At 71.6% G+C, this 16,774-nt stretch carries 18 protein-coding genes; 6 read left to right on the plus strand and 12 right to left on the minus strand.

What is annotated here, in order from left to right; translation table 11 throughout:
• Positions 1 to 126 precede the first annotated feature (126 nt).
• The 5 genes from fabF to fasR form a co-directional block, all read right to left on the minus strand.
• Positions 127 to 1,398 (minus strand): beta-ketoacyl-ACP synthase II, encoded by a 1,272-nt coding sequence (gene fabF, locus AB0C62_RS41440; protein WP_362982379.1) that lies wholly within the window; start codon positions 1,396 to 1,398, stop codon positions 127 to 129.
• 127 nt (positions 1,399 to 1,525) lie between these two features.
• The gene (locus AB0C62_RS41445; RefSeq protein ID WP_081217104.1) at positions 1,526 to 1,774 is read right to left on the minus strand and encodes an acyl carrier protein; all 249 of its coding nucleotides are present in this window, start codon (positions 1,772 to 1,774) and stop codon (positions 1,526 to 1,528) included.
• A 74-nt stretch (positions 1,775 to 1,848) separates the two neighbouring features.
• Positions 1,849 to 2,880, minus strand: a complete 1,032-nt coding sequence (locus AB0C62_RS41450; protein ID WP_362982381.1) for a ketoacyl-ACP synthase III — start codon at positions 2,878 to 2,880, stop codon at positions 1,849 to 1,851.
• A 13-nt stretch (positions 2,881 to 2,893) separates the two neighbouring features.
• Entirely contained in the window at positions 2,894 to 3,811 is a 918-nt protein-coding gene (locus AB0C62_RS41455; protein WP_362982382.1) for an ACP S-malonyltransferase, read from the minus strand.
• A gap of 89 nt (positions 3,812 to 3,900) precedes the next feature.
• Positions 3,901 to 5,106 (minus strand): fatty acid biosynthesis transcriptional regulator FasR, encoded by a 1,206-nt coding sequence (gene fasR / locus AB0C62_RS41460; protein WP_081217101.1) that lies wholly within the window; start codon positions 5,104 to 5,106, stop codon positions 3,901 to 3,903.
• Positions 5,107 to 5,200: 94 nt separating this feature from the next.
• Here fasR and AB0C62_RS41465 point away from each other — a divergent pair, with 94 nt between their 5' ends.
• Positions 5,201 to 5,860: a pirin family protein gene (locus AB0C62_RS41465; RefSeq protein ID WP_266613475.1), complete on the plus strand. Its 660-nt coding sequence runs from the start codon at positions 5,201 to 5,203 to the stop codon at positions 5,858 to 5,860.
• A gap of 26 nt (positions 5,861 to 5,886) precedes the next feature.
• On the opposite strand, the gene AB0C62_RS41470 is transcribed toward AB0C62_RS41465, so the two are convergent.
• On the minus strand, positions 5,887 to 6,480 hold the full coding sequence (locus AB0C62_RS41470; RefSeq protein ID WP_362982384.1) for a TetR/AcrR family transcriptional regulator: 594 nt from the start codon (positions 6,478 to 6,480) through the stop codon (positions 5,887 to 5,889).
• Between the two features lie 97 nt (positions 6,481 to 6,577).
• On the opposite strand from AB0C62_RS41470, the gene AB0C62_RS41475 reads away from it, so the two are divergent.
• Positions 6,578 to 7,399 carry an NAD(P)H-binding protein gene (locus AB0C62_RS41475; RefSeq protein ID WP_362982386.1) on the plus strand — a complete coding sequence of 274 codons (822 nt, stop codon included), beginning with the start codon at positions 6,578 to 6,580 and terminating at the stop codon, positions 7,397 to 7,399.
• Positions 7,400 to 7,436: 37 nt separating this feature from the next.
• Here AB0C62_RS41475 and AB0C62_RS41480 read toward each other — a convergent pair whose 3' ends face one another.
• Together AB0C62_RS41480 and AB0C62_RS41485 are read right to left on the minus strand one after the other, a co-directional pair.
• The gene (locus AB0C62_RS41480) at positions 7,437 to 8,258 is read right to left on the minus strand and encodes a serine hydrolase domain-containing protein (RefSeq protein ID WP_362982388.1); all 822 of its coding nucleotides are present in this window, start codon (positions 8,256 to 8,258) and stop codon (positions 7,437 to 7,439) included.
• Between the two features lie 19 nt (positions 8,259 to 8,277).
• Positions 8,278 to 8,748, minus strand: coding sequence for a GNAT family N-acetyltransferase (locus tag AB0C62_RS41485; protein ID WP_362982390.1), 471 nt, complete (start codon positions 8,746 to 8,748; stop codon positions 8,278 to 8,280).
• 96 nt (positions 8,749 to 8,844) lie between these two features.
• On the opposite strand from AB0C62_RS41485, the gene AB0C62_RS41490 reads away from it, so the two are divergent.
• Both AB0C62_RS41490 and AB0C62_RS41495 read left to right on the plus strand, forming a co-directional pair.
• Positions 8,845 to 9,321: a MerR family transcriptional regulator gene (locus AB0C62_RS41490; protein WP_362982392.1), complete on the plus strand. Its 477-nt coding sequence runs from the start codon at positions 8,845 to 8,847 to the stop codon at positions 9,319 to 9,321.
• Positions 9,318 to 10,334, plus strand: coding sequence for an aldo/keto reductase (locus AB0C62_RS41495; protein ID WP_362982394.1), 1,017 nt, complete (start codon positions 9,318 to 9,320; stop codon positions 10,332 to 10,334). Before AB0C62_RS41490 ends, AB0C62_RS41495 begins: the two co-directional genes overlap by 4 nt.
• Before the next feature lie 83 nt (positions 10,335 to 10,417).
• Here AB0C62_RS41495 and AB0C62_RS41500 read toward each other — a convergent pair whose 3' ends face one another.
• From AB0C62_RS41500 to AB0C62_RS41510, 3 genes are all read right to left on the minus strand, one after another.
• Positions 10,418 to 11,281, minus strand: coding sequence for a DUF4429 domain-containing protein (locus AB0C62_RS41500; protein WP_362982404.1), 864 nt, complete (start codon positions 11,279 to 11,281; stop codon positions 10,418 to 10,420).
• A 67-nt stretch (positions 11,282 to 11,348) separates the two neighbouring features.
• Positions 11,349 to 12,557, minus strand: a complete 1,209-nt coding sequence (locus AB0C62_RS41505) for an alpha/beta hydrolase (RefSeq protein ID WP_362982396.1) — start codon at positions 12,555 to 12,557, stop codon at positions 11,349 to 11,351.
• A gap of 185 nt (positions 12,558 to 12,742) precedes the next feature.
• Positions 12,743 to 13,474: a TetR family transcriptional regulator gene (locus tag AB0C62_RS41510; RefSeq protein WP_362982398.1), complete on the minus strand. Its 732-nt coding sequence runs from the start codon at positions 13,472 to 13,474 to the stop codon at positions 12,743 to 12,745.
• A gap of 132 nt (positions 13,475 to 13,606) precedes the next feature.
• Between AB0C62_RS41510 and AB0C62_RS41515 the strand changes: the two genes are divergently transcribed.
• Both AB0C62_RS41515 and AB0C62_RS41520 read left to right on the plus strand, forming a co-directional pair.
• Positions 13,607 to 15,229 (plus strand): MFS transporter, encoded by a 1,623-nt coding sequence (locus AB0C62_RS41515; protein ID WP_362982400.1) that lies wholly within the window; start codon positions 13,607 to 13,609, stop codon positions 15,227 to 15,229.
• A 248-nt stretch (positions 15,230 to 15,477) separates the two neighbouring features.
• Positions 15,478 to 15,780 (plus strand): small hydrophobic protein, encoded by a 303-nt coding sequence (locus AB0C62_RS41520; protein ID WP_081217091.1) that lies wholly within the window; start codon positions 15,478 to 15,480, stop codon positions 15,778 to 15,780.
• Positions 15,781 to 15,861: 81 nt separating this feature from the next.
• Here AB0C62_RS41520 and AB0C62_RS41525 read toward each other — a convergent pair whose 3' ends face one another.
• A complete protein-coding gene (locus AB0C62_RS41525; RefSeq protein ID WP_362982402.1) occupies positions 15,862 to 16,641 on the minus strand; it encodes a potassium channel family protein in 780 nt (259 codons plus the stop codon).
• Between the last annotated feature and the right edge of the window lie 133 nt (positions 16,642 to 16,774).

A 16,774-nucleotide genomic window follows, 5' to 3' on the forward strand; every position in this document is an offset into this window, starting at 1 on the left:
GCCACCCTCATGGAAGAGCTGTGGGGCACCGACATGCCGCAGAGCGCCATGACCACCCTGCAGACCTACGTCCTGCAGCTGCGCAGGGGTACGGGCCACACGCCGTTCAACTGCGAGGAACCGGCGTCAGATCGTGCGGAACGCCAGCACCACGTTGTGGCCGCCGAACCCGAACGAGTCGTTCAGGGCGGCGATACGGCCCTCGACGGGCAGCTTGCGCGCCTCGCCGCGGACGATGTCGGCGGCGGCCTCGGCCTCGGGGTCGAGGTTCTCCACGTTGATGGTCGGCGGCGCGATCCGGTTGTAGAGCGCGAGCACGGTCGCGACGGACTCGACGCCACCGGCGCCACCGAGGAGGTGACCGGTCATCGACTTGGTCGCGGACACCGCGAAGTGGTCGGCGTCGTCGCCGAACACCTTGCGCAGCGCCTTCAGCTCGGCCACGTCACCGGCCGGCGTCGAGGTGGCGTGCGCGTTCACGTGCACGATCTCGGCCGGGTCCAGGTCGGTGCTGTCGAGCAGGTTCTGCAGGGCGCGGGAGATGCCGCGGCCCTCGGGCTCCGGCTGCACGATGTCGTGCGCGTCGGCCGAGATGCCCTGGCCCACCGCCTCGGCGTACACCCGGGCGCCGCGCTTGGCGGCGTGCTCGGCGGACTCCAGGACGACGACGCCGGCGCCCTCGCCGAGGACGAAGCCGTCACGGGCGATGTCGTAGGGGCGCGAGGCACCCTCGGGGTCGTCGTTGTTCTTGGACATCGCCATCATGTTGCCGAACGCGGCGATGGGAAGGGGGTGGATGGCCGCCTCGGTGCCACCGGCGACGACGACGTCGGCGCGGCCCGTGCGGATCATCTCGATGGCGTAGCCGATGGCCTCGGCACCGGAGGCGCACGCGGAGACCGGGGTGTGCACACCGGCGCGGGCGCCGACGGCGAGGCCCACGTTGGCGGACGGGCCGTTCGGCATCAGCATCGGGACGGTGTGCGGGGAGACGCGGCGTACGCCCTTCTCCTTCAGCACGTCGTACTGGTCGAGCAGGGTCGTCACGCCACCGATGCCGGAGGCGATGACAGCGCCGAGCCGGTCGGGGTCGACGTTCTCGTCCTCGCCCGCCTTGTCGGTGAAACCGGCGTTCGCCCAGGCCTCCTTGGCCGCGATCAGCGCGAACTGCGCCGAGCGGTCCAGGCGGCGGGCCTGCGGGCGGGGGATGACCTCGCCCGGCTCCACGGCGATCTGCGCCGCGATACGGACCGCCTGGTCGGCGGCCCAGTCCTGCTCCAGGGGGCGGACACCGGAACGTCCGGCGATCAGGCCCTCCCAGGTAGAGGCTGCGTCGCCACCCAGCGGTGTGGTTGCGCCGATACCGGTGACGACCACGGTGCGATTGGTCGGGCTCACGGGAATTCTTTCTCCAACGGATACGAGGATTCAGCGGCGCCACCGCCGGGTGGCGGGGCATCAGCCCAGGCGAACCAGGGCGCTAGGCCCCGGCGAACCCGGACGGTCGGCCCAGGTGATCGACGGATCAGGCCTGGTTCTTGAGGATGTAGGAGGTCGCGTCGCCGACCGTCTTGAGGTTCTTGACGTCGTCGTCCGGGATCTTGACGTCGAAGCGCTCTTCGGCGGCGACGACGACCTCGACCATGGACAGCGAGTCGACGTCCAGGTCGTCGGTGAAGGACTTGTCCAGCTGGACGTCCTCGGTGGGGATCCCGGCGATCTCGTTGACGATCTCGGCGAGACCTTCGACGATCTCTTCCTGAGTGGCGGCCATGTCAGGCGCTCCTTCGGTGTGTTTACAGAGGGTGGCGATATTCCGTACGGACCGGATGATCCGGCACGGAGTGCCTAGGGGAGGGTAACGACCGTCGCGGCGTACACGAGACCCGCCCCGAAGCCGATGACGAGCGCGGTGTCGCCGCTCTTCGCCGCTCCGGTCGCCAGGAGCCGCTCCATAGCGAGCGGGATCGAGGCGGCCGAGGTGTTGCCGGTGGTGCGCACGTCACGCGCGACCGTGACGTGTTCCGGCAGTTTGAGGGTCTTCACCATCGAGTCGATGATCCGCTCGTTGGCCTGGTGGGGAATGAAGACGTCCAGGTCGTCCGGGCTGATCCCGGCCGCTTCCAGCGCCTGCTGCGCGACCTTCGCCATCTCGAACACGGCCCAGCGGAAGACCGCCTGGCCCTCCTGCGTGATGGCGGGGAACTTGATCTCGCCCTTGGAGTCGAGCGGAAGCTGGGTCACGTCGCCGGCGTGGAAACGGTCCCAGGGAACGGTCTGCTTGATCGTGCCGGCCTTGTCGCCCTCGCTGCCCCACACGGTCGGGCCGATGTGCGGCTCGTCGGAGGGACCCACGACGACGGCGCCCGCGCCGTCACCGAACAGGAAGGCCGTCGCGCGGTCCTCCAGGTCGGTCAGGTCGGACAGCCGCTCCACGCCGATGACGAGGACGTACTCGGCCGAACCCTCGACGATCATGCCCTTGGCGAGCGTCAGGCCGTAGCCGAAGCCCGCGCAGCCGGCCGAGATGTCGAAGGCCGCGGCCTTGTTCGTGCCGAGCTTGTCGGCGATCTCGGTGGCGATGGCGGGGGTCTGGCTGAAGTGCGACACGGTGGAGACCACCACGGCGCCGATCTGGTCGGCGTTGATCCCGGCGTCGGCGATGGCCTTGCCGGACGCCTCGATCGACATCGCGGCGACGGTCTCCTCGTCGGACGCCCAGTGCCGGGTCTCGATGCCGGAGCGCGAACGGATCCACTCGTCGGACGAGTCGATCGTCTCCAGGATCACCTCGTTGGGCACCACGCGGACGGGGCGGTAGCCGCCGACGCCGAGAATGCGTGCGAACGGAGCGCCCTTGGGTGCCTTGATCTTCGACATGCTCTCGGGCTCCTTAGGCCGCGCTGTGCTCGGCGATGAGCTCGCGAGCCGCGTCGAGGTCGTCGGGTGTCTTCAGGGCCAGCGTCGTGACGCCGGGCAGCGCGCGCTTCGCCAGACCGGTCAGCGTGCCACCGGGGCACACCTCGATCAGCGCGGTCGCGCCGAGTTCCTTGAAGGTCTCCATGCACAGGTCCCAGCGGACCGGGTTGGCGACCTGGCCCACCAGCCGCTCGACGACCTCGGCGCCGGTGACGACGGCCCTGCCGTCCCGGTTCGACACGTACGTGACCCGCGGGTCGGCGGGCGTCAGGTCCTGGGCGGCCTTCGCCAGCGCCTCGACGGCGGGGGCCATGTGCTCGGTGTGGAACGCGCCCGCGACCTTCAGGGCCACGACACGCCGGACACCCTCGGGCTTGTCCGCCTCCAGAGCGGCCAGCTGCTCCAGCGTGCCGGCGGCCACGATCTGGCCCGCGCCGTTCACGTTCGCCGGGGTCAGGCCCAGCTTCTCCAGGTGCGCGACCGTCGTCTCCGGGTCGCCGCCGAGCAGCGCCGACATGCCGGTCCGGGTGACGGCGGCGGCGTCGGCCATCGCGAGACCGCGTCCCCGCACGAGGGTCAGGGCGGCGGTGTCGTCGAGGACTCCGGCGAACGCGGCGGCGGTGATCTCGCCGACGCTGTGGCCCGCGACGGCACCGGGGTTCACGTCACCGAGGGCGGCGGCGGACAGCAGGCCCGCGGCGACCAGGAGCGGCTGGGCGACCGCCGTGTCGCGGATCGCGTCCGCGTCGGCCTGGGTGCCGTAGTGGGCGAGGTCGAGCCCGATGGCGTCCGACCACGCGGCGACGCGGTCGGCGGCACCGGGGAGTTCGAGCCAAGGAGTCAGGAAGCCGGGCGTCTGGGCGCCCTGGCCGGGAGCGACGAGTACGAGCACTCTCACACTCTCTCTTGTGGACGGCCACGGCCGCCCGTGGGGACAGGGACGAAGAACACGAGGGGGAATTGTAGGTCCCCGACAAAAGGCTAGGTCTGGGGATCTCCATCGGCGAGACGCCCCAGGATCAGCGCGATCCGCAGCGTGAACGCGGATCGTACATCCGAGGGCGACCAGCCGGTGACGTCAGTCACACGTCGGAGCCGGTAGCGCACGGTGTTGGGATGGACGAACAGCATCCGGGCGGCCCCCTCCAGGCTGCTCGCCTGCTCCAGATAGACGCTGAGCGTCTCCAGGAGCGCGGAGCCGGCCTCCTCCAGTGGTCTGTAGATCTCCTCCACCAACTGCTCGCGGGCGGACGGATCGGAGGCGATGGCGCGCTCCGGCAGCAGATCGTCCGCCAGAACCGGGCGCGGGGCGTCCTGCCAGGCGGTACACGCCTTGAGGCCGGCGGCGGCGGCCTGCGCGGACCGGGTCGCGGCCAGCAGGTCGGGCACGATCGGCCCGGCGACGACCGGTCCCGCGGCGTACGGGCCGATCAGCGACTTGGCGACGGCGAGCGGGTTGTCGCTGCCGCCCGCGATGACGACCAGCCGGTCGCCGAGCACGCCGGTCAGCACCTGGAGCTTGGCGTGCCGGGCGGCCCGCCGGATCGCCTCGACCGTCAGTTCGCTGTCACCGTCGGGTGCCGTGCCCAGCACCACGCAGACATGTTCGGGCGAGTTCCAGCCGAGCGCGGCCGCCCGGGAGACGGCGCCCTCGTCGGCCTCGCCGGAGAGCACGGCGTTCACGACGAGGGATTCGAGCCGGGCGTCCCACGCGCCGCGGGCCTCCGCCGCCTGCGCGTACACCTGGGCGGTCGCGAAGGCGATCTCGCGGGCGTACACGAGGAGCGCCTCGCGCAGCACGGACTCGTCGCCGGGGGCCGCCACCTCGTCGATGGCCGACTCCATGACCTCGATCGTGGTGCGCACCATCTCCACGGTCTGGCGCAGGGTGATCGCCCGGGTCAGCTCGCGCGGAGCGGTCCCGAAGACGTCGGTGGAGATGGCCTGGGGCGCGTCGGGGTGCCGGAACCACTCGGTGAACGCGGCGATACCGGCCTGGGCGACCAGCCCGATCCACGACCGGTTCTCCGGTGGCATGGCCCGGTACCACGACAGCGTCTCGTCCATGCGCGTGATCGCCTGCGCGGCGAGACTGCCGGACGACTTCTCCAGCCGCTTGAGGGTCGCGGAGTGCGCGTGGACGTCGTGCGCAGGGCGCTCGGTGTTGCTCGCTTCGGGTTCGGGCACGGGACAAGACTGCCTTATCAGGACGGAGCCGTGCGGCGGCGGGTCGCACGTAAGTGAGGAGGCCGGGCGTCCGGCCGGGGCTACGGTGGTGGACGTGATGGACGTCCGCCGCGCCGAAGAGCGCTACCGCGGAGGGGACCCGGCGGCCGGGATCTCCTCGCTCCACGCCTTTTCCTTCGGCCCGCACTACGACCCCGACAACCTCCGCTTCGGTGCGGTGATCGCCTGCAACGAGGAGCGGCTCGATCCCGGCGCGGGCTTCGACGAGCACCCGCACAGCCATACCGAGATCGTCACCTGGGTCGTGGAGGGGGAGCTGACCCACCGTGACTCGGCGGGGCACGAGTCGGTGCTGCGGCACGGCGACGTGCAGCGCCTCAGCTCGGCGGGCGGGGTCCGGCACGTCGAGCGCAACGACGGCGAACTCCCGCTGGTCTTCGTCCAGATGTGGCTCGCCCCGCTGGAACCGGGCGGCGACCCGTCGTACGAGATCGTGCACGGCATCGCCGACTCCACCCCGTACGCCCTGCCCGAGGCGGGCGCCATGCTGCACGTGCGGCGCCTGACGGCGGGCGAGCGCACCGCCGTCCCGGACGCGCCCTTCGTCTATGTCCACGTCGTGCGGGGCGAAGTCCGCCTGGACGGCGAGGAACTGGGCGAGGGCGACGCGGCCCGCATCACGGACGCGAAGGACATCGAACTCGTCGCGGGCGTGCCCGCCGAGCTGCTGATGTGGGAGATGGCCGTCGGCTGACTCCGGAGGCCGCCGTCAGGACACCGCTAGACCGCCGCGTCGAGTTCGCGGATCAGCCGTGCTCCCTCGCGGGTCATGATCTCCGGGTCCCGCAGGGCGTTGGAGAGCAGGGACATGCCCTGGTAGGCGCCGACGAGGGTCAGCGCGCGGCCCTCGGGGTCGGCGTCGCCGAGTTCCCGGTACTGGCCGGCGACCCAGTCCAGCAGCAGTCGGACCACCTGCCCCGCCGCGAGGTCGAGACCGCCGTCGTCCCGCTTGTCGAGCTCGGCGGCGAGAGTGCCGGTGGGGCAGCCGTAACGCGCTGCGGTGTCGCGCCGGGAGACCCACGCGCCGACGAGTCCCTTGAGGCGCTCGCGCGGATCGGGGAGTCGGTCCAGCTCGTCGGTGAGCTCCTCCAGATGCCCGGCGTGCTCGGCGAGAGCTGCCTCGACCAGCTCGTCCTTGGTCTTGAAGTAGTAGTACACGTTGCCCGGGGGGACGCCCGCGGCACGGGCGATGTCGGCGATCGTCGTGCGCTCCACGCCCTGCTCGTGCAGCACCCGGGCCGCGGCCGCCGTCAGCAGCCGCCGCTTGCCGCCCGCCCGGGCCCGCGGGCTCCGGGCCTTCTCTGAGTCAGTCACCCGACTGACTATAGACAGCCGTGCCCGCCGCTTGCTAGCGTCCACCTCGTCGAACTAAGTCAGTCGACTGACTAAATCCCTGAGCGAGGAGACCGGCATGTACGTGGTGACAGGAGCGACCGGAAACGTGGGGCGAGCGCTGGTGCGGACGCTCGACGACGCCGCGCTGCCGGTGACGGCGGTGGCCCGGCGGATCACCGGGACGGACGTGCCGGAGGGTGTCCGGGCCGTGGCGGCCGACCTCGCCGAACCGGCCGGCCTCGGCCCCGCGTTCGAAGGGGCCGAGGCGCTGTTCCTGCTGGTGGCGGGGGAGGACCCGCACGGCGTCCTGGACGCGGCGAAGACCGCCGGCATCCGGCGGGTGGTGCTGCTGTCCTCGCAGGGCGTCGGCACCCGGCCGCAGGCCTACGGGCACCCGGCCCGCTTCGAGCGGGCGGTACGGGAGTCGGGGCTGGAGTGGACGGTCCTGCGGTCCGGCGGGATGGCCGCCAACGCGTTCGCCTGGGCCGGATCCGTCCGGGACCGCCGCGAGGCCGCGGCCCCGTTCGGCGAGGTCGGCCTGCCGTTCGTCGACCCCGACGACGTGGCCGCCGTGGCGGCCGCCGCGCTGCGCGGGGACGGCCACGCCGGGGCCACCTACACGCTCACCGGTCCCGCTGCGACGACCCCCCGTGAGCGCGCGGCCGCCATCGGCGCCGCACTGGGCGAGCCCGTCCGCTTCACCGAGCAGACCCGCGAGGAGGCGCACGCGCAGATGGCGGCCTTCATGCCGCTGCCGGTGGTCGAGGGCACCCTCGCCATCCTCGGCGAACCGACCGAGGAGGAGCGCCGGGTCAGCCCCGACGTGGAGCGGGTGCTGGGCCGCGCGCCGGGCACGTTCGCCGGCTGGGCGCGGCGCAACGCGGCGGCGTTCCGCTGAGCGGGCGGGAGGCGCGGCGGTCGCCGCCGGCCTCTGGTCAGGAGGAGAGGTCCGCCAGGACCGCGTCCGTGAACGGGGTCCACGCCTCGACCGCCCAGGGTCCGAAGGACCGGTCGGTCAGGGCGACGCAGGCGGCGCCCGCGGCCGGGTCGACCCACAGGAACGTACCGGACTGGCCGAAGTGGCCGAAGGTTCGCGGCGAGGACGAACTCCCGGTCCAGTGGGGCGACTTGGAGTCGCGGATCTCGAAGCCGAGACCCCAGTCGTTGGGGTTCTGGTGTCCGTAGCCCGGCAGGACGCCCTTCGTGCCCGGGTACTGCACGGTCATCGCCTCCGCGACCGTGCGCGGGTCCAGCAGCCGGGGGGCCTGGAGCTCGGCGGCGAACCGGACGAGGTCCTCGACCGTCGAGACGCCGTCCTTGGCGGGGGAGCCGTCCAGCGTCGTCGCGGTCATGCCGAGCGGTTCGAGGACCGCCTCGCGCAGGTACTCCGCGAAGGGCATCTCCGCGGCCTTCGCGATGTGGTCCCCGAGCACCTCGAAACCGGCGTTGGAGTACAGCCGCCGCTCCCCGGGCGCCGAGGTCACCCGGTGTTCGTCGAAGGCGAGACCGGAGGTGTGCGCGAGCAGATGCCGGACCGTCGAGCCGGGGGGCCCGGCCGGTTCGTCGAGCTCGATCGCCCCCTCCTCGTACGCGACGAGCGCGGCGTACGCGGCGAGCGGCTTGGTGACCGAGGCGAGCGCGAACCGGTGCTGCCCCGGGCCCCGGGTGCCCAGGACCGTGCCGTCCGCGCGGACGACCGCGGCGGCGGCGGTGGGGACGGGCCAGTTCGCGATCAGCGCCAGACTCTGCAAAGACATGCGGCCGAGCCTAAGCCGCTCACAGGGTCAGCCGCATCGAGGGGTCCGGCTTGCGGACGAAGCCGAGGGAGGCGTACAGCGGCTCGGCCTGGGCGGACGCGTTGAGGTCGACCTGCCCGACACCCCGCTCGCGGAACCAGTCGAGGAGCGTCTCCATACAGGCGCGGGCGTACCCGCGACGCCGGGCGTCCGGGTCGGTGGCGACGCTGAAGACGTGCCCGACCGCGCCGTGCGGGTTCTCCGCCCGCCCGATCCGGTACTCGACCGTCCCGGCGACGAGGGCCGCGAGCGCGCCGGGCCGGTCCGGGTGGTCGACCACGAAGGCCACGAAGGACTCCTCGGGCGAGGCGAGCTTCGCGCGTACGGTGGGCAGCGAGGCGGCGTGCCACCCGCTGGAGCCGTCGGCGGCGAAGACCGAGTCGATCATCACCTGGCGCAGGCGGAGGACTTCCCGGGCGTCTTCGGCTGTGGCACGGCGTACGAGACTCATGATCGGCACGCTAGCCACCCGAGCCCGGGCACGTCTTCGCATTTTCGCCGGGTTCCGCTTGCTTCGAGTGCACTCCAAGGTTTTAGCGTGGGGGCCATGACCGTGATGGAGACGACAGCCGAGGCCGTCGAGACCGACGCCGACACCTGCGCCGGACCGCCCGAGAGGGACCGGCGCCCGGACGGCCAGGACAACTACACGATCAGCGAGGTCGCCGCGTACACCGGCCTCAGCGCGCACACCCTGCGCTGGTACGAGCGCATCGGGCTGATGCCGCACATCGACCGCTCGCACACCGGCCAGCGCCGCTACAGCAACCGTGACCTGGACTGGCTCGGCCTGGTCGGCAAGCTCCGCCTCACCGGGATGCCGGTCGCCGACATGGTGCGGTACGCCGAGATGGTGCGCGCGGGCGACCACACCTACATGGAGCGCTACGAACTCCTGGAGGCGACCCGACGGGACGTCAAGGCCCGGATCGCGGAGCTCCAGGACACCCTCGCGGTGCTCGACCGCAAGATCAGTTTCTATGGTGACGCCGGGCGGGCGCTGGCGTCGGAGAGGTCCCGATGACGGACAGCAGGATCGCGACGGCACGGCTCGGCGCGGACGGACCCGAGGTCGGTGTGCAGGGTCTCGGCTGCATGGGGATGAGCTGGGCGTACGGGCCGCCGGACGCCGAACAGTCTCGGGCCGCCCTGAGCCGGGCGCTGGAGCTGGGGGTGACCCTCTTCGACACCGCCGACGCCTACGGCAAGGGGGAGAACGAGACGTTCCTGTCCTCCTTCGTCGGCGCCCACCGGGACGACCTCGTCATCGCCACGAAGTTCGCGCTGACCAGCTCCCCGGACGACCCCTACAAGCGGATCGTCCGCAACGACGCGCCGTACATCCGTGCGGCCGTCGAGGCGAGTCTGCGCCGCCTGGACGTCGACGTGATCGACCTCTACTACATGCACCGCAGGGACGTGAACATCCCCATCGAGGAGACCGTCGGGGTCATGGCCGAGCTGGTCCGCGAGGGCAAGGTCAAGCACCTCGGGCTGAGCGAGGTCACGGGCGGCGAGCTGCGGGCCGCCCACGACGTGCACCCCATCACGGCCGTCCAGTCGGAGTGGTCGCTGTTCAGCCGCGACATCGAGGCGGCCGTGGTGCCGGCGGCCCGCGAGCTGGGGGTCGCCCTGGTGCCGTACTCACCGCTCGGCCGCGGCTTCCTCACCGGATCGTTCGCCAACGCCGACGAGGACCTGACCTCGGACGACTTCCGCCGCACGATGCCCCGCTTCACCGGTGAGAACGCGAGCGCCAACGCCGCCCTGCTCGAACCGGTCCGCACGGTCGCCGAGGCGCACGGCGCCTCGCTCGGCCAGATCGCGCTGGCCTGGGTCCAGCAGCGGGCGAGCGTCCACGGGCTGACCGTCGTGCCGATCCCGGGGACCACCAAGAGCAGGCGGGTGGAGGAGAACACGGCGGCCACCCGCATCGTCCTGACCGACGGCGAACTGGCCCTCCTGGAGCCGATCGCGGGGAAGGTGGCGGGCGACCGCTACGCGGACATGACGTTCTCTTCGGCCGGCCGCGAGTGAGCGGCGGGCAGCCCCGGGAGTGATCGGCGGGCAGCCGCCGGGGCGTGCCGGGCACCGGGCGGGCGAGAACCGGCGGACCCGCCCTACAACTGCGCCAGCAGCTCAGCCTTCTTGGTGGAGAACTCCTCGTCGGTGACGAGCCCCGCCTCGTGGAGCTCGCCGAGGTGCCGGATCCGGTCGGCGATGTCGGCCGGATCCCGGCGCGGCACCGCGGAGGCGGCCACCGGCGCGGGGCTCGCCGAGCGCGCGGCGGCGAGGACGGCCGCCGCGAACGGCAGGGACTCGTGGACCGGTCCGTACCCGAGACCGAAGACGACGGCCGCGGGGTCCTGGTCCGCCTGCGCGGGCTGCGCGGCGACGGGCTCACGCCGCAGCAGGCGCAGATGGCCCTCGAACACCTCGGGGGAGCGCCATTCGACACCGCTCAGCGCGGAGACGGGGAACGTCTGGTCGCCCGCCTTCCACTTCGCCGACGAGGCGCCCGTCCAGAACCACCGGAAGGACACCGTCCTGCCGTCGAAGGAGGCCTTCCCGTCGTACGCCTTGAAGGTGAGGGGCGCCTCGGGCGGTTCCACCAGGAACCGCTCGGCCGGTTCGTCGTCCGCGGGCAGCCGGGCGCGCAGCTCGTCCGCGTAGTACTCGGCGAGCGTCTCGCGGTCGGCGGGCAGCACCAGGCGGTAGGGGTCGCACCCCTCCTTGAGCTGTCCGGCGGCCGCCTCCATGAGCGGGTCGGCGCCGGGCCTCGGCACCGCGCGCAGCACGACCGTGCCCCGCTTCCCGGGCGTGAGCGTCACCGCCGCGACCGCGTCGAGAGGGATACGGCGTTCGCCGAGCGCCTGGAACAGCTTCGGCGTGCGGATCCCCCGTTCGAAGCGGATGAGCACGGAGTCGGACTCGAACTCCCAGGCGGCATGAAATCCGGCCAGTACGTCACCCATGCGGGCCATCGTATGCGGCACGCAAGCCTCCGTCGCCTCTCCGGGCGGACCGCGATTCTTTCGGTCTCTACGCGCGTCAGGCCGCTGTCGCGGCGGACAAACCCGCCCGGCAGCCGCCGCCGTCGTGCGCGCATCGGACCGCGCGGTACGCGCCAATGCCGATCTCCGCGAAGTTGCGGAGACTTTCCGTCCCCGGCTGGAAGTAGCCGGCGTGTCCCTTCGCCCCGTCCGCGGACAGGACGCGCGCCCCGAACCCCTTCGACACCGGGTCCGCGCCGTGCCCGAGGCCGCCGACCTCCATGTGCGGCACGTCCCGGATCCAGTCGTCCGCGTCGCGCATCGCCCAGACCCGGGCGGTGGTGTGCAGGTTGGCCGCGTTCGCCGCCCGCATGCCGGGGCTGCCCGCCACCGCTATGTCGGAGACCCGGGAGGGCAGCGAGTGGGCGGCCACCCCGCACAGCACCGAACCGTAGCTGTGGCAGTAGAGCGCGACCGGCTTGGTCCCGGGCAGCGCCCGGAGCAGCGCGTTCAGCCGCACCGCGCCTTCCTGGGCGCGCATGGCGGTGGCCGAGTCGATACCGAGCCCGCTGGGTGCCGTGTAGTCCGCCCACGCGATGACGGCCGTCCGCACGCCCGGGTCGGCCGCCCGCTCCGCGTCGTACAGCGAACTCGCCATGCCGACGGGCGCGGAGTACTGCTTGACCGTGCGCTGGAAGCTGAGCAGGTCGGTGTCGACGCCGGGCACCACGACGGAGACGCGTCGGGCGGTGTCGAGGTTGCCGAACACCTCGGCGACGCGGCCCGATCCGTTGGGGTCGAAGGCGAGGATCTTGCGGTCGCCGTCGAGCAGTGCCTCGTAGCGGTGCATCCGGCGGCCGGCGTCGTACTGGCCGACGGCCGAGAACCGCTTGTCGTGCATGCGCCGGTGCTCGACCTTGCGTTCGTGCTGCAGCGCGAGACGGTTGGCGCGGTACCGCAGGGTCACCGGTGCGCCGTTCATGTTGCCGACCGCGAGGGGATAGCGGTGGGCGAGCCGCGAACGCTGGTGGGCGTCGAGCGTGTCGAAGAAGCCGGCCAGCCGGGCGGGCGTGGCGTCCGGGTCCGGAAGCCGGTGTCCGGCGATGCTGCCGTGCTCCCACGCGGAGCGGGACGCCTGGAGCGGGGAGGGTGCCCGGTGGCTGTGGAGCGCGGTCCAGCCACTGGTGGCCAGCATCACGAACACCACGGCCAGCGCGAGCAGTGCACGCCAGGCGTTGAGTTGGGGGGTGGAGTCGAAGGAAGTCACTGAGAGGACACCCTAGGAGAAGTGGGGTGCCTCCCGTTAAACGAGTGACTGGGATCACGTTTCTGGTGGGGTAATTGGGGCAAACCGGGTTCAGTTTGAGTTAAATAGTCACACTCTGTTGGCGAATTCCTGCGACGCGTGTGCGAGTTGTGACGCTCCGTGCGGGGTCTCGGAGGCCGGCCGTGTCATGACCCCGCAGAGGGGTCCGGCGGCCCGGCGGACGGCCGGGTGTCCCACTTCTCCGCCAACGCGGGCCCCACGTGGTCGAGATAAGAGGCGGTCAGCTCGCGGATCGCCGCGACACTGGTGTCCTCGCCCGCACCCCACCGGCGGCCCGTCACCCGCATCACGCCACCGAACACGGCGACCGCGATGCGCGGCCGGGGGTCCGCGTCCACGTCGAGGCCCTCGCGCTCGGCGATCAGCCGCGCGATCTCCTCCTCGATCTCCTCCGAGCGGCGCAGGTGGGCCGCCAGCAGCGCGGGCGTCGACTCGATCAACTGGTATGTACGCATGTGGAGTTCGATCGGGACGACGGCCTCGATCGCCTCGCCGATGGTGTCCCAGCTCTCCAGGACGGCCCGCCGCAGCGCCTCCAACGGGGCCTCGTGCGGCGGCCGTTCGCGCACGGCGTCGATGAAATGGGACTCACTGAGCCGCTGGAGGAAGAGGGCGGCGTCCTCCTTGCCCGCGAAGTAGCGGAAGAAGGTGCGCTGCGAGACGTCGACGGCCTCGGCGATCTCGTCGACGGTGGTCTGCTCGTACCCCTGCGCGACGAAGAGTTCGAGAGCGGCCCGCAGCAGCGCGTCGCGGGTGCGCTGCTTCTTGCGCTCGCGCAGACCGGGGCGGGGTGTCGCCGTCGTCGCGGCAGTCGTCGCCGCCGTCGCCGATCCGGCCCTGCCTCCCGTGTCCATCATGGTCCCGGAACCTCTCCCTCGCGTCCCTCCCCGAACTGTCGGCCCAGTTCAGCCTATCTGTGAGTAACGTGACAGTTACCGACTTGTGAATTGGTTTGTCAACTGTCAGTGACTGTCACTAGCCTCGAAAACATGACTAGTCAGACCACCATCGACAAGCCGGAGCCCGGCGACAAGGCTCCGGCGTCCCCGGCGGGCGGGGCCCCGTCCACGGGCCTGCGCGGCCATCCGTGGTTCACCCTCATCACCGTGGCCGTCGGGGTCATGATGGTGGCCCTGGACGGCACCATCGTCGCGATCGCCAACCCCGCCATCCAGAAGGACCTCGGCGCGAGCTTCGCCGACGTCCAGTGGATCACCAACGGCTACTTCCTCGCCCTCGCGGTCACCCTGATCACCGCGGGCAAGCTCGGCGACCGCTTCGGCCACCGGCAGACCTTCCTCATAGGCGTCCTCGGCTTCGCCGCGGCCTCCGGCGCGATCGGCTTCTCCAGCAGCATCGCCCTGGTCGTCACCTTCCGCGTCTTCCAGGGCCTGTTCGGCGCCCTGCTGATGCCGGCCGCGCTCGGCCTGCTGCGCGCCACCTTCCCGGCCGAGAAGCTGAACATGGCGATCGGCATCTGGGGCATGGTCATCGGCGCCTCCACCGCGGGCGGCCCGATCCTCGGCGGCCTGCTCGTCCAGCACGTCAGCTGGCAGTCGGTGTTCTTCATCAACGTGCCCGTCGGTGTCCTCGCGCTCGTCCTCGGCACGCTGATCCTCACCGACCACCGCGCCGCGAACGCCCCGCGTTCCTTCGACCTCCTCGGTATCGCGCTGCTCTCCGGCGCCATGTTCTGCCTGGTCTGGGCCCTCATCAAGGCCCCGGCGTGGGGTTGGGGCGACGGACTGACCTGGACCTTCCTGGTCGTCTCGATCGCCGGCTTCGTCCTCTTCGCCCTCTGGGAGAAGCGGGTCAAGGAACCGCTGATCCCGCTCGCCCTGTTCCGCTCCGTGCCGCTGTCGGCCGGTGTGGTGCTGATGGTCCTGATGGCCATCGCCTTCCTCGGCGGACTGTTCTTCGTCACCTTCTATCTCCAGAACGTGCACGGCATGAGCCCCGTCGACGCGGGTCTGCACCTGCTGCCGCTGACCGGAATGATGATCGTGGGCTCGCCGCTGGCCGGCGCCCTCATCACCAAGGTCGGCCCGCGCATCCCGCTCGCCGGCGGCATGGCGCTCACCGCGGTCTCCATGTTCGGGATGTCCACGCTGGACACCGGCACCAGCAGCCTGGTCATGTCGATCTGGTTCGCGGGCCTCGGCCTCGGCCTCGCCCCGGTCATGGTCGGCGCCACCGAGGTCATCGTCGGCAACGCGCCGATGGAGCTGTCCGGTGTCGCCGGTGGTCTCCAGCAGGCCGCCATGCAGATCGGCGGCAGCCTCGGTACGGCCGTCCTGGGCGCCGTGATGGCCTCGAAGGTGGACGGCGACCTCGCGGGCAACTGGGCCGACGCCAAGCTGCCGCCGCTCACCCCGGCCCAGCTCGACCAGGCCTCCGAGGCGGTCCAGGTCGGCGCCGCGCCGGTCACCAAGGACACCCCGGCCGCGATCGCCGCGCAGATCACGGACGTCGCCCACGACACCTTCATCTCCGGCATGAGCCTCGCCTGCCTCGTGGCGGCGGGCGTCGCCGTCGTGGCGGTCTTCGTCGCGCTGCTCACCAAGCGCGGCGAGAACGCCGACGCCGCCGGGGCGGGCGCCGGCCACATCTGACGCACCGGATCACCCGGGGATCGTCTGGCGGAATTTCGCCTATCCGGGTGATCACGCTCAAGTTCCCTCCCGTTCGGCACACGCCGCAGGTCACAGTGGGTCAAGTCCTCCGTACGGCCTGGAGGACGACCGGGTCTGCGGCGCGCTGCCGGAGGGGGGTGGCGCGCGTGCAGGTCTGTACGCGTGGAACGGGGGTACCCGAGGCATCGACCCGAACCGACCGAGAGGTCACGGGAGTTCAGGAGTTGATGATGGCGGGCTTCGGAAACGGTACGCGCAGGTACCCCCGTTCACGTGGCCGGATGGGACCACGGACCGGGCCGGACAGTGCGACCTTGGGCATCATCGGAGTCGTGTGCGCGGTTGCCGGCTTCTTCACGCTGGGAATCGTCCTCGGGCCGGTCGCGATGATCTGCGGCTGGTTCTCGATGGGGCGCCGCTGGACGGGCTCGGGGCCGGTACCGGCCCTGATCGCCCTCGTCCTGGGAGCGATCGACACACTCCTGGCGATCATCTGGCTGGCGGGCGGCGTGGGCAACGGCCTGCTCTGAGGCCCGCGCGACCGGCTGTCACCTGTTGTGGGCCCGTGTGCCGCTCCGAGCGGCGCGCGGGCCCACAGGTCTGGGTGGGGTCTAGGTGGGGGAGTGCTCCTCGGTCCCCGACGGCACGGGGTGCGGGAGAAGGCCCGGGGTGCCCGTGAGGGCGGTGACCTCGGCGCGCAGGGCCCGTACCTCCTGGGTGAGGGCCTCGATCGCAGCGGTCTGGCGACGCTCCTCCACGTCGTCCTTCTCGAACCGGGAGATGAACCAGGCGGCGATGTTCGCGGTGACCACACCGAGCAGGGCGATCCCCGACAGCATCAGACCGACCGCGAGGACCCGGCCCATCCCGGTGGTCGGCGCGTGGTCGCCGTACCCCACGGTCGTCATCGTCGTGAACGACCACCACACCGCGTCACCCAGCGTCCGGATGTTCCCGTTGGGCGAGTCCCGCTCCACGGACAGCACGGCGAGCGAGCCGAACATCAGCAGCCCGACGACCGCGCCCCCGACGTACGTCGTCAGCCGGATCTGCGAGGCCATCCGCGCCCGCCGCCCCACGAGCATCAGTGTGGAGACGAGCCGAAGGAGCCGCAGCGGCTGGAGGATCGGCAGGATCACCGCGCACAGATCCAGCCAGTGGGTCCGGACGAAGTCCCGCCGCTGCCCGGAGAGCGCGAGCCGTATCAGGTAGTCGGCCGCGAACGACCCCCACACCACCCACTCCACCACCGTGCAGGTGAGCGCCACCGCCGGCTCCGCGTCGCTGTCCACGATCGGCACGGCGTACGCGAGGGCGAAGGCCACCGCGAGGACGAGCAGGGGCCGCTGCGTGTGCAGCTCCCAACGGGCCTGGGCCGATTCTTGCGTCATGAGCGCATCGTAGGAAGAAAAGAGGGAGGGGCGGCGGGCCCCACGGCCCCCCCCCCCCCCCCAGCGGAGAAAAACATCACCTAAAAAAACAGAACGACCACCCCCCCCCCCCCCCCCCCCCCCGCCCCCAACA

This window comes from Streptomyces sp. NPDC048643 (genome assembly GCF_040650615.1).
Lineage (GTDB): Bacteria > Actinomycetota > Actinomycetes > Streptomycetales > Streptomycetaceae > Streptomyces.